The organism is Pseudomonas sp. P4_B4 (genome assembly GCF_056402255.1).
On sequence record NZ_JBFUHS010000008.1, the window covers coordinates 21378 to 45272 of the forward strand.

Here is a 23895-nt window from a genome sequence, read left to right on the forward strand (position 1 = left end):
GATGTCTGTGGACCATGCGCATCACGGCACGCCAACCCTTGCGGTTTCAGACCCGCGTGGGCTGGCGGTCAGGACAGTTCAATACCATCGGCGGCAAGCGGCCGATGGTATTGAAGCGCGGGTGACGCATCAACGGTTCGATGCCGCCGGCAGGCCGGTGGCCAGTCGGGATCCATACCTGTTTGCCCTGGCGCAGAACGATGTCTCGGTGCCGGCCAATTTGAGCCAGGTGTTCAGTTTGTCCGCGACACCGTTATCGAGTGACAGCGTGGACGCAGGGTGGCGGGTGGCATTGCACGGTGCTGGCGGGCAACGCGTCGAGGCTTGGGACGGCCGTTGCAGCCACTCCCTCACTGAGTTCGATGTACTGCTGCGGCCGGTGGCCGTGCATGAACGTGGTGAAGATATCGCTGAGCACGTCCTTGAGCGCTTCACCTATGCGGGAGTCGATGCCGACGCCGCATCGCACAATCTGTGCGGCCAGTTGCTTCGCCATGACGACCCGGCCGGAACCCTGCACCTGCGTGAACTCGGGATCGCTGGTGCGCTGCTGCAACAGACCCGGCATTTTTTGTTGGATACCGCCCCGGTGAACTGGCCCGAGAGCGTGGCCGCTCGCGACGCGTTGCTTGAAGCGGGAGACGGCGCCACCACCTCGCAGCACTACGCCGCCAGCGGCGAGTTGCGCCAGCAAATCGATGCATTGGGTAATCGTCAACGTTTTACCTACACCGTCGCCGGCGAATTGAAGGGCACGCATCTGACCTTGGCCGGCGACGGCCAAAAAGAGCGGCCCCTGGTCAGTGATTTCCACTACAGCGCCTCCGGCCAGATTGAGTCGGAAACGGCCGGCAATGGCGTGATCACCCGCCACCGATACGATCTGGCGGACGGTCGCCTCATCGGGCTGAGCGCACATAAGGCCAACGGCACGCCGCTGCAAGACCTGAAATACCGCTACGACGCAGTCGGCAATGTACTGAGCATCGAAGACGCCGCCCAACCGATCCGCTATTTCAACAACCAGCGCATTGAGCCGATCAAGACCTATCGCTACGACACCCTCGATCAATTGATCGAAGCCACGGGTTGGGAGGCCAAAGCTGGCCATGGCGGCCCTGCCCTGCCCGACCTGCAACCCTTGCCGCTCGACCCCAACCAAGTCGTCCAATACACCCAGACTTACCATTACGACGCGGGCGGCAATCTGCTGGATTTGGTGCACGTCGGCTCTCAGGCCCATAGCCGCACCCTGACCCGCGCCCAATACAGCAACCGTTGCCTGCCAGAACACAACGGTCGTCCGCCGACCGAAGCCGAATTGGCCGGCGGATTCGATGCCAATGGCAACCTGCGTGAGTTGCAAGCGGGCCAATCGCTCGGCTGGGATTGGCGCAATCAACTGTCCACGTTGCGCCCAGTCGTCCGCGAAGTCGGCGAGGATGACTACGAACGTTATGCCTACGACGGCGGCGGCCAGCGGGTGCGCAAACTGCGTTCAAGCCAGACCAATGCCCGCACGCTGGTCAGCGAAGTGCGTTACCTGCCCGGATTGGAAATCCGCCGCCACGACGGCACGGGAGAAATCCTTCACGTGATCAATGCCAGCGCCGGCAGCAACAGCGTGCAGATGCTGCATTGGGTTGCCAAACAGCCGGAGGACATCGACAACGACCAAGCGCGCTACAGCCTCAATGATCATCTGCAATCCAGCGCGCTGGAGCTGGACCAAAACGCCGACCTGATCAGCCAGGAATGGTATTACCCGTTTGGTGGTACGGCTTGTTTCGCGGCCCGTTCGGCCACAGAAGCCAAGTACAAGACCGTGCGGTATTCGGGCAAGGAACGGGACTCGACGGGGCTTTATTACTATGGATTCCGCTATTACGCGCCGTGGTTGCAGCGGTGGATTAATCCGGATCCGGCGGGGTATGTAGATGGGATAAATTTGTATCAGTTTGTAGGTTCCGACCCTGTCAATAATGTAGATAGCGTTGGCCTGGACAAAAAACGCTGGCAGATGCTTGTCCACAAACACTTACTACCAGGCCACGGACATGTATTAAGAGGGCGCCACCTCGACTATATAGGCGAGCAAATTAACGACAGAGACAGACAACTAAAAAACTCACCCAAGTACAAAGGCATCAGATATTACAACCAACAAGAACGAGCAGACAATTTAATGACTCTAACAGTAAATAACGGATTGCTTTTCAACAATAAACAGCAACTTATCGGCTACAACGCCACCACCACATCATCCTCAAACTGGCTTAAATTGAATGCTAACTTAGGGTACGCATTAGGATTCAACGAGCAACATCAACCAGAACTTTCCATATTTAAACATACCCGCGATAAAAGGTACCACTCATCTCCTTTCTCCGGCCGCCCAGTTTTAGACGCCGGAATGATCGTAATAACGAATGGAGCGGTTTCGTTTATTGAAAACAAGAGCGGCCATTACCGACCTAAAATCGAGCAAAAATTGCACACTCTGAATTTTTTGAAAAAAGGTGGAGCGAATTTAAAAGACATATTTGTTTCAGAGCGAATCCCAGATGAACTCAAAGCCGAACCCCACATGCACCAAGAAGAACTTGAGACTTACTTCGAAAATAATCTCTACAATGCTTCAGACCTATACGAATGGAATATTCATATAGAGGAGCGACACGCACAACTCCCATCAAGCCATGTAAACACCCGTCCTACTGTCAATATTCCGTCCAAGGGCAAAAGCGGACTATCTCCATTAGAAACTTTAACTTTCAGAGATTGGGCGCAGAGAGATAAAAACGGTAGACCAGGAAAACTTCTCAAGTCTTCCCGTCTACTCGTCAATAAGAGCTAGTGGCCTTCTCAAGGTTGAGCCCGCAGGAACGATGGGTATGCTGTTTTTTGTGTCAGTGCTGACTACACAGTGATACAGATCGTGATCGCACATCAACGGAAGACTCATGCAAAACAGCAACCTCGTCAACACAACCGAGCTAATCATCGTTACTAACTGCTCGGTTACGTCTCATGGGCAACTAACCGCGCTCAATCTATTAACGCGGTAGTGAATTAACTGCTTACTCTCCTACCCCGCCGGCCTTAACATCAACACCGCCAACGGCGGCAAATTCAGCACCAACGACAACGCCTGCCCGTGGCTCGGCGTCTCCTCGGACACCGCCCCACCACTATTGCCATAATTGGAACCCGCATAGATCGACGAGTCGCTGTTGAGCACCTCGCTCCACTGCCCGGCAAACGGCACCCCGACGCGATAAGCCTCGCGTGGCACTGGGGTAAAGTTGGCCACCACCAGCAACGGTTTGCCTTCCTTGCTCCAGCGCAGCCACGCATAAACGCTGTTGATCGCGTCATCGCCGATCAGCCACTGGAAACCCTGGGGCACATCGTCCTGCTCATGCAGCGCCGGTTCTTCGCGGTACAAGCGATTGAGGTCACTCACCAGTTTCTGCACGCCCTTGTGCTCGGAGTACTGCAACAGGTACCAGTCCAGTTGCTGGTCATGGTTCCACTCGCGCCACTGGCCGAATTCGCAGCCCATGAACAGCAACTTCTTGCCCGGATGCGCCCACATGAAACTCAGGTAGGCCCGCAGGTTGGCGAATTTCTGCCAACGGTCGCCGGGCATCTTGTCGATCAGCGAGTGTTTGCCGTGCACCACTTCGTCGTGGGAGATCGGCAGGATGAAGCGCTCGGACCACGCATACACCAGGCCGAAACTCAGCTCGTTGTGGTGATGGGCGCGGTACACCGGGTCTTGCTGGATGTAATGCAGCGAATCGTGCATCCAGCCCATGTTCCATTTGTAGGCAAAGCCCAGGCCGCCCTGTTGCGTGCCCTGGCTGACACCCGGCCATGCGGTGGATTCTTCGGCGATCACCAAGGCACCGGGCGCTTCGAGGGCCACCACGTCATTGAGGTGACGCAGGAAGTCGATGGCTTCCAGGTTTTCCCGCCCGCCATGGCGGTTCGGCACCCACTCGCCGGCCTTGCGCGAGTAGTCGCGGTACAGCATCGAGGCCACCGCATCGACCCGCAGGCCGTCGACATGGAAATGCTTGAGCCAGTGCAACGCCGACGCCAGCATGTAGCCGTGCACTTCGGTGCGACCCAGGTTGTAGATCAGGGTGTCCCAGTCCTGGTGGAACCCTTCCTGCGGGTTGCCGTACTCGTAAAGCGCCGTGCCGTCGAACTGGGCCAGGCCGTGAGTATCAGTGGGGAAATGCGCCGGCACCCAATCGAGAATCACCCCAAGCTCGGCCTGGTGGCAGGCGTTGATGAACGCAGCGAACTCGTCCGGCGTGCCATAGCGCGCACTCGGCGCGAATTGCGACAGTAACTGATAGCCCCACGAACCGCCGAACGGGTGCTCCATGATCGGCATCAGTTCGATGTGGGTGAAACCCAGGTCTTTGACATAGGGAATCAGCCGCTCGGTCAATTCCGGCCAGGTGTACTGGCGGGCCACTTCGCCCAGGTCGTCCAGCTCACATTGCCACGAGCCGGCGTGCAATTCGTAGATCGACAATGGCGCCGTCACCCGGTGGCGGTCGCCTCGGGACAACATCCAGTCCTGGTCCTGCCAGTCGATGTTCAAGGGTGAGGCAACTTTCGAAGCGGTGTCCGGTGGCAGGCTGGTGGCCAGTGCCATCGGGTCAGCCTTCAACGGCAGAATGCCGTGGGCGCCGAGAATCTCGTATTTGTAGGCGTCCCCCGCTTGCAGGCGCGGGATGAACAACTCCCAGACACCGGTGGGGTGACGCAGGCGCATCGGGTGCCGGCGCCCGTCCCAGACGTTGAAATCGCCGACCACCGACACCCGCCGGGCATTCGGTGCCCACACGGCAAAACGCACGCCGTCGACGCCGTCCACGGTTTTCAGTTGCGCGCCCAGGCACCCGCTGAGGTCGCGGTGATTGCCTTCGGCAAACAGGTACAAATCCATTTCGCCCAACAACGGGCCGAAGCTGTAAGGATCTTCTGCGGTTTGCTCGCCGCCGGCCCAATGGGTGCGCAGCAGATACGCTTGCGCACGCTGGAAATGCCCGACGAACAACCCCGGCGTCTGCGTGGCTTCAAGGTGACCGAGCTCTTCGCCGGAGTCCCTGGCCAGCACCTGCACACTCAGGGCGCCCGGCAGATACGCGCGAATGAATTGCCCGCCAGCGCCATCGGCGTGAGGGCCGAGAATGGCGAAAGGATCGATATGCTCGGCACGCACCAATGCATCGATATCCCGCGCCCTGGGTAGCAGCGCTTCTTTGTGATGACCCTGTTCCTTGTTCGAGACACTCATGACTACTCTCCACCAAGATCGGAAAAGGGTTTAAGCCCACTCAATAATCCATATAAACCGTGCAACGGCACGGGCAACCAGGCGGGGCGATTTTCCGCCTCATAGGCCACTTCATACGCCGCCTTCTCCAGACCGAACAACGCCAGTGCTGCATCCTCGCCTTCGGGATCTTGCCATGCATGGGCAAGACTAGCTGCCGCCAGCCGATAAGCGTCGACAAATGCTTGCCGCGCCTCGCTCAAGTAGCGATCGGTGACCCGCAAGCGCGCGACATCGGCCGCCGCGGTGTTATCGACGTTCTGCACATTGATCGCCATCGCCGCCGCATAGTCGAAGGAACGCAGCACGCCGCTGACATCCTTGTACGGGCTGTGTTTGCCCCGTCGTTCATGCAAAGGCCGCGCCGGTTCGCCCTCGAAGTCGATCAGGTAGGCATCGCCCTTGATCACCAGCACCTGCCCCAGATGCAGGTCGCCGTGCACACGAATGCGCAAGCCGCCCGCGGTCTTTTTGCCCAACATTTGTACATGGCCGAGGATGGTTTTCCTGTTGTCCAGCAAACGGCTGACCAGGGTCTGGTCCGCCGGGTTCAGTTGATTTTTATGCTGCTTGAGCAAATTCAGCCCGTGCTCGATTTGCGCCGCGACATCCCTTGCCGAGGCCAGCGCCTCCTTCTGCGTGGTGACCTGGGGCAAGAAGTCCGGGTTGGCACTCGGCGCCGCCAGCACCTGATGCATTTCCCCCAGGCGCTGACCGAGCATAGCGGCGAAATCTTTCAGTTCGCCGAGCGCGTTGTAATGTTGTTCTTGCTCGGACACAGCGTCGGCCAGTTCATCGCGCAGCGCCCGTTCGAGGTTGTTCTGCGTCCATTCCCAGGCGTCGCCCTGATTGCTCAGATAGCCTTGAGCGATCATCAGCAAATTGTCTTCACCCGCCCCGTCCCGGCGCACCACGGCCCCCAGCAATGGCGAAATATTGCTGAACCCGGCTTGCGTCAAGTACGCGCTCATTTCCAGTTCCGGATGCACACCGCAGGCGACCTTGCGGATCAGCTTCAGCACCAGGCTGTTGCCGATCACCACCGAGCTGTTGGACTGTTCGGCGGACAGGTAACGTACCGGCGACTCGGCATTGAGGCCGAGTTTTTCCAGCTCCGCGGTGGACTCGAAACGAATGTCGCCGTCGCTGGAGGCCAACACGGTACCGGCCTGAATGCCCTGCAATACCGCATGCACAAAGGTCTCCAGGCTGAAGGCATCGGTGATCAGGCCGACCTGGCGCCCGCGCCGTACCCGCGACAACGCCAATTGCTGGGGCAACGGAGTACCGACCTGATCTTCCGAGATAAAGCCGAACGGCAACTGGTAGCGGCTGCTCTGGCCACCGCTGCTGACGTTGATTTCGCTGAACAGCACCGGATGCTGCGGATCGCCGAACCGCACGCCATAAGCCAGATCGACCTGTTCGATGGCGGCGTCCTTGCCCGCGAACCAGCGGCGGTTCTGTAACCAACTCGGCAGGATGYTTTGCTCCAGCGTGGTGCGTGACGGCGCTTCGAGCAGTTCCTCCATGCGTTTTTTCAGCACCAGCGTGGTGAAGTCCGGCAGGCTTTGTGCGGGCTCCACGTGCCAGCTCGGCATCTGGTTTTCCGCGGCGAGACCGAACCAGTAAAAGCCGTAGGGCGCCAACGTCAAAAGGAAATTCAGCTGGCCGATGGGCGGAAATGCGTTACCTCCAAGCATTTCCACCGGCACCATGCCGACGTAGGCCGACAAATCCAGCTCGGCGGCCTGGGCACTGCGCGACACGTTGGCCACGCACAGAATGACTTCGTGCTTGCCATCCGCCCCGGTGTATTCGCGGGTATAGGCCAGAATCCGCCGGTTGCTGGGCGACAGCATCTTCAACGTACCGCGCCCGAAGGCTTTGGATTGCTTGCGCACGGCGAGCATCCGTCGGGTCCAGTTCAATAGCGAATGGGGGTCGCCGGCCTGGGTTTCGACGTTGACCGACAGGTAGCCATATTGCGGGTCCATGATCGGCGGCAGCACCAGGCTCGCCGGGTCGGCGCGGGAGAAACCGCCGTTGCGGTCGATGGACCATTGCATCGGCGTACGCACGCCGTCGCGGTCGCCGAGGTAGATGTTGTCGCCCATGCCGATTTCATCGCCGTAATACAGGGTCGGCGTGCCGGGCATGGACAGCAGCAGGCTGTTGAGCAACTCGACTCGACGGCGGTCGCGCTCCATCAGCGGCGCCAGGCGGCGGCGAATCCCCAGATTGATCCGCGCCCGGCGGTCGGCGGCGTAGTAATTCCACAGGTAGTCGCGTTCCTTGTCGGTGACCATCTCCAGGGTCAGTTCATCATGGTTGCGCAGGAAGATTGCCCATTGGCAGTTGGCGGGGATATCCGGGGTCTGGCGCAGAATGTCGGTAATCGGGAAGCGATCTTCCTGGGCCAGCGCCATGTACATGCGCGGCATCAACGGGAAGTGAAAGGCCATGTGGCATTCGTCGCCGTTCAGGCCTTTCTTGTCTGTGTCGCCAAAGTACAACTGGGTGTCTTCCGGCCACTGATTGGCCTCAGCCAGCAGCATGCGGTCGGGGTAGTTGGCGTCGATTTCGGCGCGGATCTTTTTCAGGACGTCGTGGGTTTCCGGCAGGTTCTCGTTATTGGTGCCGTCGCGCTCGATCAGGTAGGGAATCGCGTCCAGGCGCAAGCCGTCGATGCCCATGTCGAGCCAGTAACGCATCACCGACAGCACCGCTTTCATGACTTGCGGGTTATCGAAGTTCAGGTCGGGCTGGTGGGAGTAGAAACGGTGCCAGAAGTATTGGCCGGCAACCGGGTCCCAGGTCCAGTTGGACTTTTCGGTGTCGAGAAAGATGATGCGGGTGCCGTCGTATTTCTGATCGTCATCGGACCACACGTAGAAGTCCCGCGCCGCCGAACCGGGCTTTGCCTTGCGCGCCCGCTGGAACCAGGGGTGCTGGTCGGAGGTGTGGTTGATGACCAGCTCGGTGATCACCCGCAGGCCGCGTTTGTGCGCCTCGGCAATGAACCGCCTGGCATCGGCCATGGTGCCGTAGTCGCTGTGTACGCCGCGATATTCGGCGATGTCATAACCGTCGTCGCGCCGTGGCGAGGGATAGAACGGCAACAGCCAGATGGTGTTGACACCCAGGTCGGCGATGTAATCGAGCTTGGCGATGAGACCGGGAAAGTCGCCAATTCCGTCGTTGTTGGAGTCGAAATACGATTTGACGTGAACTTGATAGATCACCGCGTCCTTGTACCAGAGCGGGTCCTTGATGAACGTGGCTGCCTTGGGTTTCTTCGCCATGTGAAACTCCTGGTGAATTCATCTTGGCCACAGGCTGAGAATCCCCTGTGGTGTTCTCAAGAGGCGGTAATTCTCCAAATCCCGAACGGCTGATGCGCCGGGTCGATCCGCATGAATTGCTGCTTGCCGTGCCAGGTCCAGCGATGGCCATTCATCAAGTCTTCGCCCTGGGTGCTGGCGTAGTCGGGCAAGCCCATTTCCCACAATGGCAACTCGAAGTTGGCTTCCTGCACGTTGTGCGGGTCGAGGCTGACCGCCACCAGAATGAAATTGCTGCCGTCAAAGCTGCGTTTGCCGAAGTACAGGATGTTGTCGTTCCAGGCGTTGTAGACCTTCAGACCCAGATGGGTGTGCAACGCCGGGTTCTGCCGGCGGATGCGGTTGAGTTGGGCGATCTCGGCAATGATGTTGCCCGGCGCATTGAAATCCCGTGGACGGATCTCGTACTTCTCGGAATCGAGGTATTCCTCCTTGCCCGGTACCGGCGCCGACTCGCACAACTCGAAACCCGAGTACATGCCCCACAGGCCCGAGCCCATGGTCGCTAGTACGGCGCGGATGAGGAACCCGGGGCGCCCGGATTCATGGAGGAAGGCCGGGTTGATGTCCGGTGTATTGACGAAAAAATTCGGCCGGTAGCATTCGCGCCAGGGCGACTCGTTGAGTTCGGTGAAATAAGTCGCCAGTTCGGCCTTGGTATTGCGCCAGGTGAAATAGGTGTAGCTTTGGGAATAACCGACCTTGCCCAGGCGCGCCATCATTGCCGGGGTGGTAAAGGCTTCGGCGAGGAAGATCACCTCGGGGTACAGCGCCCGTACATCGGCGATCAGCCACTGCCAGAACGGCAACGGCTTGGTGTGCGGATTATCGACGCGGAAGATCTTCACGCCCTCCTCGACCCAGCCCACTACGATGTCGCGCAGTTCCACCCACAGGCTCGGAATTGCCTGCGGGGTATAGAAGTCGACGTTGACGATGTCCTGGTATTTCTTCGGTGGGTTTTCCGCGTATTTGATCGTGCCGTCCGGCCGCCAATTGAACCAGCCGGGGTGTTGTTTGAGCCATGGATGGTCCTGGGAGCACTGGATGGCAAAATCCAGGGCGATTTCCAGGCCATGGGCCGCGGCGGCCGCCACCAGTCGGCGGAAGTCTTCACGGCTGCCCAATTGCGAGTGAATCGCCTCGTGCCCGCCCTCCTCGCTACCAATCGCATAGGGGCTGCCCGGATCATCGGGGCCCGCCGTCAGCGAGTTGTTCGGGCCTTTGCGGTAGCTGCGCCCGATCGGGTGGATCGGCGGGAAATACAGCACGTCGAAACCCATGTCCTGGATCATCGCCAGCCGCGAATGCACGTCATTAAAGGTGCCGTGGCGGACCGGACTGTCGGTGATCGAACGCGGGAACAATTCATACCAACTGGCGAACTGCGCCAGTTCGCGCTCCACATCCACCGGGTACTCCGGGCTCAGGCTCAGGTAGGCGCGATGATCGACGCGGGCCATGAGGTCGGCGCTACGCGGGTGCAAAAACAGTGCGATCTGCTCGGTTTCAAGCAGCCCTGACAGTTCATGGTGCAAGGCCGCCAGTTGTTCGCTGAGTAGCCCTTCGCTGCGTTCGGCGGCCTGCTGGACATGAATCCGTCCTTCCTGCAATTCCAGGCTGACGGGCACCGCCGCCGCATGCTTCTTTTCCAGCTCGTAGCAAAAACTGGCGAACTGATCGATCCAGGCTTCGATACAGAACAGATAAGGGCCCTGGCTGTCGACACGGAACTGCCCTTGCCAACCGTTGTTGCCCAGGTCGTTCATGGCAGCGCTTTGCCAGACGTCCTCGTCTTCGGCCCGCCAGCGCACGCGAACCGCCAGCTTGTCATGCCCGTCGGCGAAGACCTTGGCCGTTACCACCACGTACTGCCCCACCACGGCCTTGACGGCGAACTGCCCGCCTTCAAGGGTCGGCATGATGTTTTCAATGACGATACGCGGCAGCAACAACGCCTGCGACAGCGGCATGTGCGGGTTGTAGCTCAACTCAGTCGGTTTTTCAGCCGTCATCGAGCCTCTCTCCTTACGCCCCATGGACGCGCTTGTGTCTGGTCGCCACCCCGCCGGGCAATCCGCCCCGGGATGCACTCACTTAGGTTCCGAGCGACAGCCGCCGGGAAAGTTTCATCGGGACTCATCAGTAGCCATCCCATCCAAAAAGTGGAAGGCCGCTGTACTCCTAATCAGTAAGCAGAAACAAGGCCATCTTCATGGCATTCCCATTCCGAAGGAAAAACCCGCCCCCAACATCAAAGATCCGAACCGCTGCCTCCGGATCATTTGCTGGTCCCTCCAGCACCAGAGCAGAATCCGAGACGAAAGGTGGTGATCGACGTCCAACGGGGTAGATCCTCTGAAGGACTGTGGCAAGCGTAGCTACAGATAGTTGTAATTGCTTTTTGAAGCCGTTGACTCTGCAAGCCGAAACTACCGCCTGTCGCTTTTTTCAATAAAAATAACATTAACCAACAACGATTCTGTTTGTTTAATCCTACACCCTGGCCTACACCCCGCCACCACCCGCCCCTCACTTAGAATCAAACTAAGCATTAGTTTTTAAAAGAGAGCCGAAAATACCTGCCCCCTTAAACACATCAATCACAACTCAGAAAGCTCAAAATATTTTGTAAGACTTGTCCCTGACAACTGGATGAATACTCCTACACAGGGATATCCACCCACTTGCAGACCTCACACAAAACAACTAAATCTAACTACGCCACTCAATTCCGAGCACACAACTCGATCAGAAAAAATAAAATCGAAAACTGGACAACGTACTTTTCAGTTTCAGCAATGGATATGGAGAATCTCTTTAATGAACGATGTCATTGCCATGGACATGATCAGCTATATCGTAATTTTCTCCACGCTACTCTGTGCCTACATCATCTTTGGGATCGCCGGGTTTGGTACGGCATTGATAGCGAGTCCATTTCTGGTGCTATTCATCCCCATTGCCAAAGTCGTACCGCTGCTAGCGTTAATGGATCTGTTCGCGGCACTGGTCAACATCAGTCGGGGCGGACATAACGCTGACCAGGCCGAATTGCGGCGGTTGGTGCCGGTAATGATCCTTGGAAGCCTAATAGGCGCGGTAATATTGCTCACTACACGCCCGGAGTTCCTTCTGCCAGCACTGGGGATCTTCGTCACCGGTTACGCCCTCTATTCTCTAAGTGGTCTTAAGCCTGAGCGGACCTTCACTCCAAAGGCGGCCATCCCACTTGGCACCATCGGCGGCATTTTCAGCGCCTTGTTTGGCAGTGGCGGATTTATCTATGCGATCTATCTGAGCGGACGACTATCCAACAAAGAGTCCATGCGCATTACCCAGACCACTCTCATCGGCCTCAGCACCCTGACCCGTGTGGTTTTGTTTGCATTCGCAGGTGTGTACACGGACGCCGATTTGCTATGGCTGGCGTTGTTTCTGACCCCCAGCATGTTGATTGGCGTTACCGTCGGCCGCCGAATCACATTGAGGATGTCCAGGGAGCAGTTCCTCAAACTGATCAACGTGATTGTTCTTGTATCCGGCGTGGCCCTAATAATTCGTTTTCTTGCGACTTAAAAGTAACTTGCTTTCGATTGCAACACAGTCTTGCCAACTAACAAACGAGATCCACGTGATGAATAATATCGTGCACAACGAGATGATGACAGGTCCAGACTTTCTAAACAGCCTTGATGATGGGCGAGAAGTATACATTTACGGTCAGCGTGTAAAGAATGTCTCCGAACACCCAGCTTTTCGTAATAGTGCCTACTCACTTTCGCGCCTATATGATGCTCTGCATGCTCCGGCGACTCTTGACTTGATGACTGATATTGACCCTGATGGCTATCGCACCCATCGTTACTTTATGCCATCTCGATCCTCTGAGGATTTGTTACGTGCCCGGGATGCCATTGCTCATTGGGCACGGCTTTCATATGGATTCATGGGACGCACTCCGGACTACAAGGCCGGATTTACTGCGACTTTGCGCTCAGATCCCCATCTATACGAGCCATTTAAAGACAATGCCTTATCGTGGTATCAGAAAAGCGCACGAAAGGTTCTGTTCCTCAACCATGTACTGGTCAATCCACCGATTGGCCGTGCACACAGTGCCGCTCAGATGCGCGATATCTATTTGCATGTAGAAAAAGAAACGGACGCGGGCATGATTGTGCGCGGTGTCAAGATGGTTGCAACGAGCGCCGCATTGTCCAATGCAACCTTCGTCGCCCAAAACAGCGCCACTCATTACCAAGCTGGCGCGGAAGAAGATTTCGCCCTGTGTTTTATACTGCCAATGAACGCACCCAACCTTAAAATCATGTGTCGCCGTTCTTACGAAGCGGCATCCTTGAGTCCATTCGATCATCCCCTCTCAAGTCGTTTCGATGAAAACGATTCGGTACTGATCTTCGACGGCGTTTTGGTTCCCTGGGAAAACGTGCTTATTTACCGCGACATTGAGCGCGCTCGCAGTTTCTACGGGGCTTCAGGTTTTTTGAATCGCTATCCGCTGCAATCCGGTACCCGCCTGGCGGTCAAGATGGACTTCATTTGTGGCCTGCTGGCCAAGGTACTGGCATCAAACGGATCTTCCGAGTTTCGCGGGGTGCGAACGCGTTTTGCAGAAATAGTCGCACTGCGCAACATGTTATGGATGCTGACCGAGAATTTGTGCCAGTCCCCTGAAGTACGGAAAGACCAGTCAGTAGTTCCACGTCTTGAAGCCGCAGCCACAGTCCGCTATTTCGGGACGCAGATCATGAGTCAACTCAAACCGATCTTCAACACGATACTGGGCGGTGCGCCAATCATGCAGGTGGCTAGTTGGTTGGACATGGCCAACCCTCAAATACGGCCTTTGATTGACGGCTACTACCAGGGTAACCATCAAAGCGCCTCAGAACGCATGAAACTCATCAAGCTTCTTTGGGACGCGCTAGGCAGTGAGTTTGCGGGCCGCCACGAACTCTATGAACACAACTACGYCGGCAACAACGAGCAGGTACGTCTCGACATGTTGCGTCATTGCGAATCCATAGGCGTCATGGACCAGTGCAAGGCACTGGTCGATCAATGTCTTGATGATTATGACGAGACTGGTTGGAAAGCTCCCGGCTGGCAATTCAATCCTCTTCAAACCGAAACTCGCTGAAATCCAACGACATCGGACGGCTCCTAATTGCGGCGCCGGCCCCTGCGTGCATGAATACAGGAGATATCGATGATCTACACCAGCCAATGGAATCGTGACGAAATCGACTACCAAGCTTTACTGGGACAATGGCATGTAGTGTGCCCAAGTACGGAGGTCGGCTCGGAACACCCCAAGGCAGCACGTTTGCTGGGCAACGATTTGGTGCTTTGGCGCGACGACAAAGGTCAGGTGCATGCCTGGAAAGACTACTGCGGACACCGTGGAGCACGTTTGTCGCTCGGACAGATTAAGCAGGGAGAGATCGAGTGCCCATATCATGGGTGGCGCTACAACCCTAAAGGGGAATGTACGCGCGTGCCAGCGCACCCAGAGCGAAGCGGACCCGCTTCACAACGCCTCGTTTATCGTCATCATGCCCAGGAACGCTTTGGCTACATATGGGTCAGTTTGGAGACACCGCAGCGACCGCTACCGGAGTTTTCACAATGGGATGATGTCAACTATCGAAAAATTTACGCCGGCCCCTATCACTACAAAGCGAATGCATTACGGTCGGTGGAAAACTTTATCGACGCGTCGCACTTTCCCTTCGTCCACGCCAACCTCAATGGCTTGCCGGATGCTCCAGAACCGTTGAAGAAATACAGTGTCCACGAAGATGAGCGCGGCTTGCACTCTTCTGAAATTTGCGTTTTCCAGCCTTATGGCGACCATCGAGGAATACCAATTAACGCGCGCTATACCTATTCGGTATTTAATCCCACCACTGCTTACTTTATGAAAAAGTCCGGCGAGACCGAGCGCTTCAGCACCTTTTTCAACGCCACACCCGTAGACGAAGCGCAATGCATCATCTGGCTGATCGTGGCCATTAACTTCGGCGCTGATCTCAGCCTAGAGCAAATTCTGTCACGCCAGAATATGGTTTTCGAGCAGGACCGGCGCATTGTCGAATCCCAGCGCCCCGCTCGGCTTCCTCTGGATACTCATGCCGAAATGCACGTTTTGAGCGATCGTATGGGGCTGGAGTATCGCCGCTGGATTAAAGCGCTCGGTGAGGCCGCTTCGCTTAAAAGTCTCAAACGTAAGATCAAAACCGTTTCAATCTAACAAGGACTGTTTTCCATGACCTTAGAATCTTTGCAATTTTTGACAAGTCGGGAATCCAATGCCCGTACATACGCAAACAACATTCCCAGAATACTAAGTTATGGCGCTGGCGCAGAGGTGGTTGACAGCGATGGCCGCCGCTACCTCGATTGCTTGGCATGTGCGGGTGCACTGCCACTCGGGCACAATCACCCATTTGTTCAAGCCCGTGTCATGGCTTTTCTGAAATCTGGCCAGCTACAACAGGCTCTGGATATTGCCACCCCGGCGAAAATAGGCTTCGTGCGCGAGCTTTTCGAGGTACTCCCGCCGGCATTTGCTATGCAAGCAAAATTCCAGCTCTGTGGCCCTACTGGCGCAGATGCGGTCGAAGCGTCCCTCAAACTGTTCAAGACCGCCACTGGACGTCGCTCGGTTATCGTTTTTCAGGGTGCCTACCACGGCATGACACATGGCACCTTGGGCATGATGGGTAATCTGGCGCCCAAACAATCAATTAGCGGTCTACCGGGAGAGGTGCATTTTCTACCTTATCCCTATGCCTTTCGCAGTCCATTCGGTCCGGGCATTTGCGCCGATGAAACTGAGCGTCTAAGTCTAGCCTGTCTCGAAAACGTACTAAGCGATCCTGAAAGCGGAATTAGCAAACCAGCGATGGTGTTGCTGGAGGCCATTCAAGGAGAAGGCGGTTGCATTCCCGCCAGTGCCCATTGGCTCCGTCAGGTGAGGGAAATCACCGAGCGCCATCAAGTACCTTTAGTGTTGGACGAAATTCAGAGCGGGATCGGCCGTAGCGGCGACATCTTCGCTTTTCAGCAATCCGATATCATCCCTGATGCAATTTTGTTATCCAAAGCCATCGGCGGCGGTTATCCCTTGTCGTTATTGCTTTATCGAGAGCAGTACGATCAGTGGAAGCCCGGTGCCCACGCTGGCACGTTCAGGGGCAATCAAATTGCATTGGTCAGCGGTGCCGCGACGCTTGAGTTCATTCGCGAAGAGAGCCTGCTGGAACATGTCCGTACCGTTGGCGACCAACTACGCGACGGCCTGCTACAGCTCAAAAGCCAACATGCGTGTATCGGTGACGTACGCGGTCGAGGATTAATGCAGGGAATGGAGTTGATCGATCCGAATGGTCAGGTCGACTCTCAAGGACATCCTCAAGCAGCGGGCACCTTGGCGGCCAACGTGAAGCGCGCTTGTCTTGAGGAAGGTTTACTTATAGAAACTGGCGGTCGCCATGGAGCGGTGCTGCGCTTTCTCCCTCCATTGGTGATTAGCAGCCTGCAAGTCGAGCAGATACTAGACCGCATGGACAGGGTCCTTTCCAAACAAAATTACTCGGCTGCGCCGGTCATATCTACGGTCAAAATGACGGAGGTGCAGGTATGACGTCCCCCGCCTCAATAGTCGATGTGTTCGGCATCGGATTCGGACCCGCGAATATCGCATTGGCGATTGCTTTGGAGGAGTTGGCTCCGCATCTGCGGGTAGCTTTTGTCGAGAAACGTCCGGGGCCGTTCTGGCAGCCCAATATGATGTTGCCTGGCTCGGACATTCAGAATCATCCGCTTCGCGACCTAGTCACGCCGCGTAATCCGCGTAGTCGTTATACTTTCACCAATTTCTTGTTCGAGCACAACCGGCTTTATGAACACCTGAATCTACCCTTGCACTATCCATTGCGCGCCGAGTATGCCCAGTACGTCAGCTGGGCTGCAGGGTTCTTCGGCGACCGCGTACTTTATGGTTGCAAAGCGCAATCAGTCGAAGCGATTTGCGCCTCTGAAGGCACCAGCCCCCATTTCAAGGTGCGCTGCAGCGAAGGTCGGGTATTCCATGCCCGGTCTCTGGTAGTTGCACCCGGACGTACACCCCATATCCCGGCGCCTTTCGTGGGCCTGAATGATGTACGCGTACGCCATCTCAACGACTACTTGCCAGCTGTTGCGGCGGGCATAGCGGCAACGGCGGGGCAATGTCGCGTCGCTGTAATTGGCGGCAGCCAGAGCGCTGTGGAAATTCTGCTTCATGCCAGCGAGCAATCCGGAGTATGCGAAGTCGTAGGGTTTACGCGCAATTTTGGCTTCCGCCAGAAGGACACCAGCCCATTCTCCGAAGAAGTTTATTTCCCCTCGTTCGTCGACACTTTTTATCACGCTCTCCCCAATCACAAAGAACGGCTACGTCAGGAACTCGTGAACACCAATTACTCATCCGCCGACATTGATGTCTTGAATCAGTTATATGTGCGCCGGTACGAGCAAACGTTGCTTGGAGAAAACCGTTTACAACTGCGCATGTGCGAAGAAATTCAAGCTTGCAGTCCATCGGCGACAGGTGTGGAAATTGAAAGTCGCCACTTCCTGGATGGGAGCACCCATCGACAGAGCTTCGACTTGATTATTCTTGCCACCGGCTTTCTCGATCTCGGTGGAGGCGATCGACAAGAACCCTTTCCGCCAGTATTGGAGTTGCTCGCTGCCGATAATCAACTGAGTGAATTGTCTATTGCACGCGACTATCGGATCGATCTGGTTGAGGGACTACCTGCTTACCTTAACGGGTTATGCGAGTCGTCCCACGGCATGGGCGACGCGGGATCGTTCAGTCTGCTCGCATTGCGCTCGAAGACCATTGTTCAATCACTCGCCAGACAACTGGGACCAGCAGATCTAACGCACCATACTTAACCAAGGTTTGCGCGAACTCTTGGTCACCCCATATCGCAGGCACAGATGGACTGTCGACCTATGTATACCGGGCTGGTGTCGTTTGAAAGTGACGTAATCTTTCGATGCCGGGAAACGTGACCTACAGGCGGAGCCAAAGGGTTAGCTAAGTCAGCGCAAATGGTGATTGCACTGCATCACCACAAACAATGCCAAGAGTATTCGCGCTTTAGTTCCTTTTTCCTCCTAGAGGACATACCTATGGCTACTTGCCCGTTTCATTATCCACAACACCGCTCTACCGATCAGCGATTGATTGATCGCTTCATCGATACCTTTCCCTTGGCAACGATTACATCCCAACAGGAAGGCCGATTGATATCCAGTCATATTCCGCTATTGCGTCAGCCCGATGGTTCGCTGTTCGGACACGTCGATGTCAGAAATCCACAGTTCAATACAACGTCGTGCCTTAGTTGCCAGATAATATTCATGGGGCCGTCGGCTTACATCCCCCCCACGCCTACGTTTCCCAACAACTGCCAACCTGGAACTACCTGGCTGTACATATGCAGGCACAGGTTTCCGTATCGAGTAGCCCCAGCCAGAACATCGACATATTGCAGCGCACCGCCGAGCGTCTGGCAGCACAGGAAGCGGATTATCGAGTCGATCCCAACGACCCACGAGTCGTAACCAACCTACGCAATATCCGGAGCCTTGAGATTCATCCAGAACATATTGAAGGACGCTTCAAACTCTCTCAGGACAAAGCCACCGCTGACGTCTCCGCGGCCCTCGAATGGCTGCTATCCAACCACTTAAACGAGCATCGGGAATTACTCGCCGATCTCCTTTCAACGACATTCGCACACATGTCAAGTTGAGGTTAGCCATGCCCATAGTCCGAATAGAAGATCCGGTCCAGCGTGATGCGGTCACCCGGCGCGCAGTTATCGAAACGGTTTATCGTTGCCTGAAGCAGGTGTTGAAAGTTAGTAGAGAAGAACTACAGGCGCGCTATCACACCTATGACGCAAAGGACTTTCGCGCGCCGGGTGACCGCACCGAATTCATCCTCGTAGAGATAACACTGTTCAAGGGGCGCAAGCTGGAAACCAAGCGTCGGCTTTATCAAACCATCTGTGAAGCGCTGACAGAACAACTCAGCCTCCCTGCTCAGTCGGTGTTGATTTTACTGAATGAACATGACGCTGAAAATTGGGGGATGCGAGGCGGGCAGCCGGCATGCGAAATCGATTTTGGATATTTGATCGAGATTTGACTGTGAAGGCGGCGGCCCTTTAAGCAAGAAAGAAAAACCACAAAACCAAGAACCTCTGTGGTTTTCTGTTGCTCGGCAACACCTGTCAGCGGCGAAATAAAGTCGGCACCAAATCCTCCCACAGCAGTCAACCAACTTAAGCACGACTCACGCCATGTGCCACCGCAGGCTGAACAATGAACAATCCGTTCCCGGCTGAAACCCCCGATCCCAACATCGACAACCCGGTGATACCGCCGACCGAACCGCAGCCGGTGCCCGAACAGGATCCACCCGGCACCAACCCGCCGCCAAGGAAAGAACCACCAACGACGATACCGCCGGTGATTGTGAATCCTGAATGACAACAATTGATCGTTCCTGCGTCGAAACCAGGGACGATCATAAAAATGAATGACACTTCCCAAGAACGCGTAGTACCGGTCCTGAAGCGGCAATTCTGCCCTCCCGACACTTTACGAAACTGACATCCCTCGCCTTATATGGCCATCACTCCATTAGCCTTGCGTGTGGCCAGCCATGAACACTTTTTTCCCCAGCCTCTACGAATTCACAAACACAGCGAGCGCACAGCACCACGCGCTCAACCGTGAACGACCAATCGACGGCTGGCCTTCCTTTGAAAATATTCAACTACGAATTTCTTTGCTTCGAAGCCGAGCGCAACACGGCAGAACAAACCACCAAAAGCTCAATAATCAAGGATCTGGAGAGTCATCTGCTGCAGGGTGAAATTGACTACAGCCAGCACGAACTCTCAGAAACGAAGATCAACGAGCAGGAATCAGGTCGTGAAACAACTCACGCGGACAAGGTGGAGCCCTGATCAGCAGGAGTTGCCGAAGGCTGCGCCTACGGAACGTGATCCTTGTCGATCAGCTTCACAATCCCCGGCATCACACTGAACACCCCCAGCGCCAACAACGTACTGAGCACCGCCGTCGCCTCGCGGCCCAGCCCGGCCGCGACGCCGATGGCGGCGGTCATCCACAGGCCGGCGGCGGTGGTCAGGCCTTTGACGTGGCCTTCATCGCCTTCGTGGTTCTTCAGGATAGTGCCAGCCCCCAGGAAGCCGACCCCGGCAATCACGCCCTGCACTACCCGGCTCATGGCATCGGCCTGCGAGCCGGACATCTGCGGCACCAACACGAACAGCGCCGCTCCCATCGCCACGAGCATGTGGGTGCGTACGCCGGCGGCCTTGCCCTGGTGTTCGCGCTCGAACCCGAGAATCCCGCCCAGCAAGGCAGCCATCAACAGGCGCACGGTCACTCGCGTCAGTTGCGAGGCATCGGCGATGTCGGCGAACTCGGCTTGCAGGGTCACCCAGACTTCGTGCCACCAGGCGTTCATGGGGTTGTCCTTGTGAGAGGGCCATGGAAGGTGGACCGCAGCGACCATTAATCGGTTGCACAGAACGATGACCGGCGGTTGCGGCCTGAAACTTTAGATTCCACTGAAAAAAAGGATTCCGCCGTGACCGTGCGCATCGAGAACCAGACCTGCTTTTTCACCACCGAAAATGGCGAACTCATTCGTCTGTGTCCCGACGTGACCATCATCACCGACGGTGCCAAAGCCATGTCGGCAGTGGACATCGAAGGCGAGCGCATCTACATCACGGAAGCCGAGGCCGACGCCTTGACCGTCGCAGGCGCGGTGGATGGACGCCGGCACTTGAAAGCCACCGACCGTGGTTCGGTGATTTGACCGGGATTGATCCGCACTTGCCGCCCCTGTTTTGCAAAGGCCCACGGGGCCAGCAGCGACGGCTGCTTCAAGTTGTCGCAGGCCATGCAGGAACGGCCATCTGATCCGCTTTTTAATGCAATACCTGAGTCTGTTATGCAAACAGATCGCCGCTCATAGTGCTCATGCCTGATGGAGGCTGATGAGCGAAAGACCATGAGCGAGAGAATCCCCGTCCGAACCGTAGAAACATTCGAGCCCTCGCGTCCCAGGATGAAGGCCAGATCCAGCGACAGCCTGATCCACACCCGCAGCTTCACCGGACTGTTCCGCAATCTGCGCATCAGCGGCGCGGGTTTTCTGTTCTTGCTGTTTTTCGGCACCGTGTGGTTGAACTGGGGCGGTCGCCAGGCGGTGCTCTGGGACCTTTCGGAAAGCAAATTCCATATCTTCGGCGCGACCTTCTGGCCGCAGGATTTCATTCTGCTCTCGGCGCTGTTGATCATTGCTGCGTTCGGCCTGTTTGCGATCACCGTGTTCGCGGGCCGGGTCTGGTGCGGCTACACCTGCCCGCAAAGTTCGTGGACGTGGATCTTCATGTGGTGCGAGAAGATCACCGAGGGCGAACGCAACCAGCGGATCAAGTTGCAAGCCGCGCCGTGGGGCCTGAACAAGCTGATGCGTCGCTCGGCCAAGCACACCTTGTGGCTGGCCATCAGCCTGCTGACCGGCCTGACGTTCGTCGGCTACTTCACGCCGATCCGGCCGTTGGCCGAAGAGCTGCTGTCCTTTCAAATGAGCGGCGTCAGCCTGTTCTGGGTGTTGTTTTTTACCGGTGCCACGTACATCAATGCCGGTTGGCTGCGTGAAGCGGTGTGCATGCACATGTGCCCCTACGCGCGGTTCCAAAGCGTGATGTTCGACAAGGACACCCTGACCATTTCCTACGACGTGGCCCGAGGCGAAAACCGTGGCCCGCGCAAACGCGAGGTCAAGCCCGCCGAAGTGGGTTTGGGCGATTGCATCGATTGCCAGCTCTGCGTACAAGTCTGCCCGACCGGCATCGATATCCGCGATGGCTTGCAGATGGAATGCATCGGTTGCGCCGCGTGCATCGACGCCTGTGATTCGATCATGGACAAGATGGGCTACGCCCCTGGATTGATCAGCTACACGTCCGAGCATCAGTTGCAGGGTGGCAAGACACACCTGTTGCGTCCGCGACTGATCGGCTACACCGCCGTGCTGCTGGTGATGATCGCAGCCCTGGTGGTGGCGCTGGTGGAACGGCCGATGGTGTCCCTCGATGTCAGCAAGGACCGGGGCCTGTTCCGCGAGAACAGCCAGGGGCAGATCGAAAACATCTACAGTCTGAAGGTGATCAACAAAACCCAGCAGCGTCAGGACTATCAATTGAGCCTGGTGGATGCCGATGGTTTCGAGTTGCGGGGCAGGACCGAATTCAGCCTGGCGCCGGGGGAGATTGTCGATGTGCCGGTGTCGGTGGCGATGCTCACGGAGCGTCCGGCGAGCAGTTCGCAGAGCATCGGCTTCAAGGTGGTCGACAGCGATGAACCCGGCGTCTATAGCGTGGCGAAGAGTCGGTTTGTTGCACCGATGAATCGCTGAGCCTTTAAGATGCTGACCTTGGTGAGTTGTGGTCCCCTGTGGCGAGGGGGCTTGCCCCCGTTCGGCTGCGCAGCAGTCGTAATGCCTGAGTACCAAATCTATCTGTATGTACAAAGAAGGGCCGCTACGCAGCCCAACGGGGGCAAGCCCCCTCGCCACAGTTAATCGAATCGACTCCATTGCGGGACACCGATGAAACGCTACGAAAAATTCGCCGACGACATCGCAGAACTGATCCGCTCCGGCGTCCTGGGTCCCGGCCAGCGGGTGCCGTCGGTGCGCTACGCCAGCCAGACCTACGGCGTCAGCCCGTCGACGGTGTTCCAGGCCTATTACCTGCTGGAACGTCGCGGCCTGATCCGCGCCCGTCCGCGTTCCGGCTATTTCGTCAACGCCCATGCACCACGGCCGTTTTCCGAGCCAGTCATCAGTAGCCAGGTCAATGAGTCCACCGAAGTCGACGTCAGCGAACTGGTGTTCTCGGTGCTCGACTCGATCAAGGACCCGAACACCGTGCCCTTCGGCTCGGCGTTTCCCAGCCCGACGCTGTTTCCCCTGCAACGCTTGTCCCGCTCCCTGGCCAGCGCCAGCCGCGAGATGGACCCGCGCATGGTGGTCACCGACATGTCGCCGGGCAACCCGCAACTGCGCCGGCAAATCGCCCTGCGCTACATGGTCGGCGGGCTGATGCTGCCCATGGAAGAACTGCTGATCACCAACGGCGCACTGGAAGCCCTCAACCTGTGCCTGCAAGCGGTGACGGAGCCTGGCGACCTGGTGGCCATCGAAGCCCCGGCATTCTACGCCTGCCTGCAAGTGCTCGAACGCCTGAAACTCAAAGCCGTGGAAATCCCCGTGCACCCGCGCGACGGCATTGACCTCGGCGTGCTCGAGCAAACCCTGGAGCGCTATCCGATCAAAGCCTGCTGGTGCATGACCAGCTTCCAGAACCCCATGGGCGCGACCGTGCCCGAGGCCAAGAAACAGCAGCTTGTGGAGTTGTTGCGCCGCCACCAGGTGCCGTTGATCGAAGACGATGTCTACGCCGAACTGTATTACGGCCAGCAAGCACCGAAACCGGCCAAGGCCTTTGATACCGAAGGGTTGGTGATGCACTGCGGCTCGTTCGCCAAGAGCCTGGCTCCCGGCTACCGCATCGGTTGGGTCGCCGCCGGGCGTTTTGCGCAAAAGATCGAACGGCTGAAACTCATGACCTCGCTGTGCGCGTCGATGCCGGCCCAGGCGGCTATCGCCGATTATCTGCAACACGGCGGCTACGACCGGCACCTGCGTAAATTGCGTCACGCTCTGGAGGATCAACAGAGTGCCATGCTCGCCGCCATCGCCCGCTATTTCCCGGCGCAGACGCGGGTCAGCCAACCGGCGGGCGGGTACTTTTTGTGGCTGGAATTGCCGGAGCAGATGGATTCGTTGAAGTTGTTTCAGATGGCGTTGGCGCAAGGCATCAGCATTGCACCGGGGCCGATCTTTTCGCCGGCGCAGCGGTTCAGGAATTGTATTCGGCTGAACTATGGGAGCCCGTGGGATGAGGTTGCGGAGAAGGCGATGGAGACGTTGGGGCGGATTGTGCGGTCGTTTTCAATATAACGCTGGAAGCGTAAATCGATGAAACTACA

Annotated in this window: 17 protein-coding genes and 1 pseudogene; 14 read left to right on the forward strand and 4 right to left on the reverse strand. The window is 56.9% G+C overall.

The genetic code is table 11. The features are described 5' to 3' along the window. Position 1 precedes the first annotated feature (1 nt). Positions 2-2857 carry an RHS repeat domain-containing protein gene (locus tag AC1DVE_RS11590; protein WP_223461105.1) on the forward strand — a complete coding sequence of 952 codons (2856 nt, stop codon included), beginning with the start codon at positions 2-4 and terminating at the stop codon, positions 2855-2857. Between the two features lie 231 nt (positions 2858-3088). Here AC1DVE_RS11590 and glgB read toward each other — a convergent pair whose 3' ends face one another. The 3 genes from glgB to AC1DVE_RS11605 are packed head-to-tail and all read right to left on the reverse strand — an operon-like array spanning position 3089 to position 10718. Continuing rightward, complete coding sequence (gene glgB / locus AC1DVE_RS11595) at positions 3089-5320, reverse strand: 1,4-alpha-glucan branching protein GlgB (protein ID WP_477783931.1); 2232 nt, start codon at positions 5318-5320, stop codon at positions 3089-3091. Positions 5321-5322: 2 nt separating this feature from the next. Beyond that, positions 5323-8664 carry a maltose alpha-D-glucosyltransferase gene (gene treS / locus AC1DVE_RS11600; protein WP_477783932.1) on the reverse strand — a complete coding sequence of 1114 codons (3342 nt, stop codon included), beginning with the start codon at positions 8662-8664 and terminating at the stop codon, positions 5323-5325. A 56-nt stretch (positions 8665-8720) separates the two neighbouring features. Next, positions 8721-10718, reverse strand: coding sequence for an alpha-1,4-glucan--maltose-1-phosphate maltosyltransferase (locus AC1DVE_RS11605; protein WP_477783933.1), 1998 nt, complete (start codon positions 10716-10718; stop codon positions 8721-8723). 808 nt (positions 10719-11526) lie between these two features. On the opposite strand from AC1DVE_RS11605, the gene AC1DVE_RS11610 reads away from it, so the two are divergent. From AC1DVE_RS11610 to AC1DVE_RS11655, 10 genes and pseudogenes are all read left to right on the forward strand, one after another. Then, positions 11527-12282, forward strand: coding sequence for a sulfite exporter TauE/SafE family protein (locus tag AC1DVE_RS11610; RefSeq protein ID WP_223461097.1), 756 nt, complete (start codon positions 11527-11529; stop codon positions 12280-12282). 58 nt (positions 12283-12340) lie between these two features. Beyond that, a complete protein-coding gene (locus AC1DVE_RS11615) occupies positions 12341-13867 on the forward strand; it encodes a 4-hydroxyphenylacetate 3-hydroxylase family protein (protein WP_477783934.1) in 1527 nt (508 codons plus the stop codon). Between the two features lie 69 nt (positions 13868-13936). After that, complete coding sequence (locus AC1DVE_RS11620) at positions 13937-14980, forward strand: aromatic ring-hydroxylating dioxygenase subunit alpha (protein WP_223461094.1); 1044 nt, start codon at positions 13937-13939, stop codon at positions 14978-14980. Positions 14981-14995: 15 nt separating this feature from the next. Beyond that, complete coding sequence (locus tag AC1DVE_RS11625; protein WP_223461092.1) at positions 14996-16375, forward strand: diaminobutyrate--2-oxoglutarate transaminase family protein; 1380 nt, start codon at positions 14996-14998, stop codon at positions 16373-16375. After that, complete coding sequence (locus tag AC1DVE_RS11630) at positions 16372-17676, forward strand: SidA/IucD/PvdA family monooxygenase (protein ID WP_223532037.1); 1305 nt, start codon at positions 16372-16374, stop codon at positions 17674-17676. The genes AC1DVE_RS11625 and AC1DVE_RS11630 overlap by 4 nt, the downstream gene beginning before the upstream one ends. Positions 17677-17916: 240 nt before the next feature. Further along, positions 17917-18159: pseudogene (locus AC1DVE_RS11635) on the forward strand (FMN-binding negative transcriptional regulator); the annotation flags it as partial. Beyond that, positions 18132-18542 (forward strand): FMN-binding negative transcriptional regulator, encoded by a 411-nt coding sequence (locus AC1DVE_RS11640; protein WP_263287175.1) that lies wholly within the window; start codon positions 18132-18134, stop codon positions 18540-18542. The pseudogene AC1DVE_RS11635 and the gene AC1DVE_RS11640, both read left to right, overlap by 28 nt. Before the next feature lie 8 nt (positions 18543-18550). Next, positions 18551-18940, forward strand: coding sequence for a tautomerase family protein (locus AC1DVE_RS11645; protein WP_223461088.1), 390 nt, complete (start codon positions 18551-18553; stop codon positions 18938-18940). Positions 18941-19116: 176 nt separating this feature from the next. Then, entirely contained in the window at positions 19117-19284 is a 168-nt protein-coding gene (locus tag AC1DVE_RS11650; RefSeq protein ID WP_223532039.1) for a hypothetical protein, read from the forward strand. A 245-nt stretch (positions 19285-19529) separates the two neighbouring features. After that, complete coding sequence (locus AC1DVE_RS11655) at positions 19530-19766, forward strand: hypothetical protein (protein WP_223461085.1); 237 nt, start codon at positions 19530-19532, stop codon at positions 19764-19766. Between the two features lie 26 nt (positions 19767-19792). On the opposite strand, the gene AC1DVE_RS11660 is transcribed toward AC1DVE_RS11655, so the two are convergent. Then, complete coding sequence (locus tag AC1DVE_RS11660; RefSeq protein ID WP_223461083.1) at positions 19793-20293, reverse strand: MgtC/SapB family protein; 501 nt, start codon at positions 20291-20293, stop codon at positions 19793-19795. A 123-nt stretch (positions 20294-20416) separates the two neighbouring features. On the opposite strand from AC1DVE_RS11660, the gene AC1DVE_RS11665 reads away from it, so the two are divergent. The 3 genes from AC1DVE_RS11665 (at position 20417) to mapR (ending at position 23866) form a co-directional block, all read left to right on the forward strand. Next, a complete protein-coding gene (locus AC1DVE_RS11665; protein ID WP_223461081.1) occupies positions 20417-20650 on the forward strand; it encodes a DUF3203 family protein in 234 nt (77 codons plus the stop codon). Between the two features lie 195 nt (positions 20651-20845). After that, the gene (ccoG, locus tag AC1DVE_RS11670) at positions 20846-22258 is read left to right on the forward strand and encodes a cytochrome c oxidase accessory protein CcoG (RefSeq protein ID WP_477783935.1); all 1413 of its coding nucleotides are present in this window, start codon (positions 20846-20848) and stop codon (positions 22256-22258) included. A 192-nt stretch (positions 22259-22450) separates the two neighbouring features. After that, the gene (mapR, locus tag AC1DVE_RS11675; protein WP_477783936.1) at positions 22451-23866 is read left to right on the forward strand and encodes a GntR family transcriptional regulator MpaR; all 1416 of its coding nucleotides are present in this window, start codon (positions 22451-22453) and stop codon (positions 23864-23866) included. The last annotated feature ends 29 nt before the right edge of the window (positions 23867-23895 follow it).

Coding starts and splice junctions, on each gene's coding strand:
- AC1DVE_RS11590 (WP_223461105.1), top strand. CDS start 2: ATGTCTGTGGACCATGCGCATCACGGCACGCCAACCCTTGCGGTTTCA.
- glgB (WP_477783931.1), bottom strand. CDS start 5,320: ATGAGTGTCTCGAACAAGGAACAGGGTCATCACAAAGAAGCGCTGCTA.
- AC1DVE_RS11605 (WP_477783933.1), bottom strand. CDS start 10,718: ATGACGGCTGAAAAACCGACTGAGTTGAGCTACAACCCGCACATGCCG.
- AC1DVE_RS11610 (WP_223461097.1), top strand. CDS start 11,527: ATGAACGATGTCATTGCCATGGACATGATCAGCTATATCGTAATTTTC.
- AC1DVE_RS11620 (WP_223461094.1), top strand. CDS start 13,937: ATGATCTACACCAGCCAATGGAATCGTGACGAAATCGACTACCAAGCT.
- AC1DVE_RS11625 (WP_223461092.1), top strand. CDS start 14,996: ATGACCTTAGAATCTTTGCAATTTTTGACAAGTCGGGAATCCAATGCC.
- AC1DVE_RS11630 (WP_223532037.1), top strand. CDS start 16,372: ATGACGTCCCCCGCCTCAATAGTCGATGTGTTCGGCATCGGATTCGGA.
- AC1DVE_RS11645 (WP_223461088.1), top strand. CDS start 18,551: ATGCCCATAGTCCGAATAGAAGATCCGGTCCAGCGTGATGCGGTCACC.
- AC1DVE_RS11650 (WP_223532039.1), top strand. CDS start 19,117: ATGAACAATCCGTTCCCGGCTGAAACCCCCGATCCCAACATCGACAAC.
- AC1DVE_RS11660 (WP_223461083.1), bottom strand. CDS start 20,293: ATGAACGCCTGGTGGCACGAAGTCTGGGTGACCCTGCAAGCCGAGTTC.
- ccoG (WP_477783935.1), top strand. CDS start 20,846: ATGAGCGAGAGAATCCCCGTCCGAACCGTAGAAACATTCGAGCCCTCG.
- mapR (WP_477783936.1), top strand. CDS start 22,451: ATGAAACGCTACGAAAAATTCGCCGACGACATCGCAGAACTGATCCGC.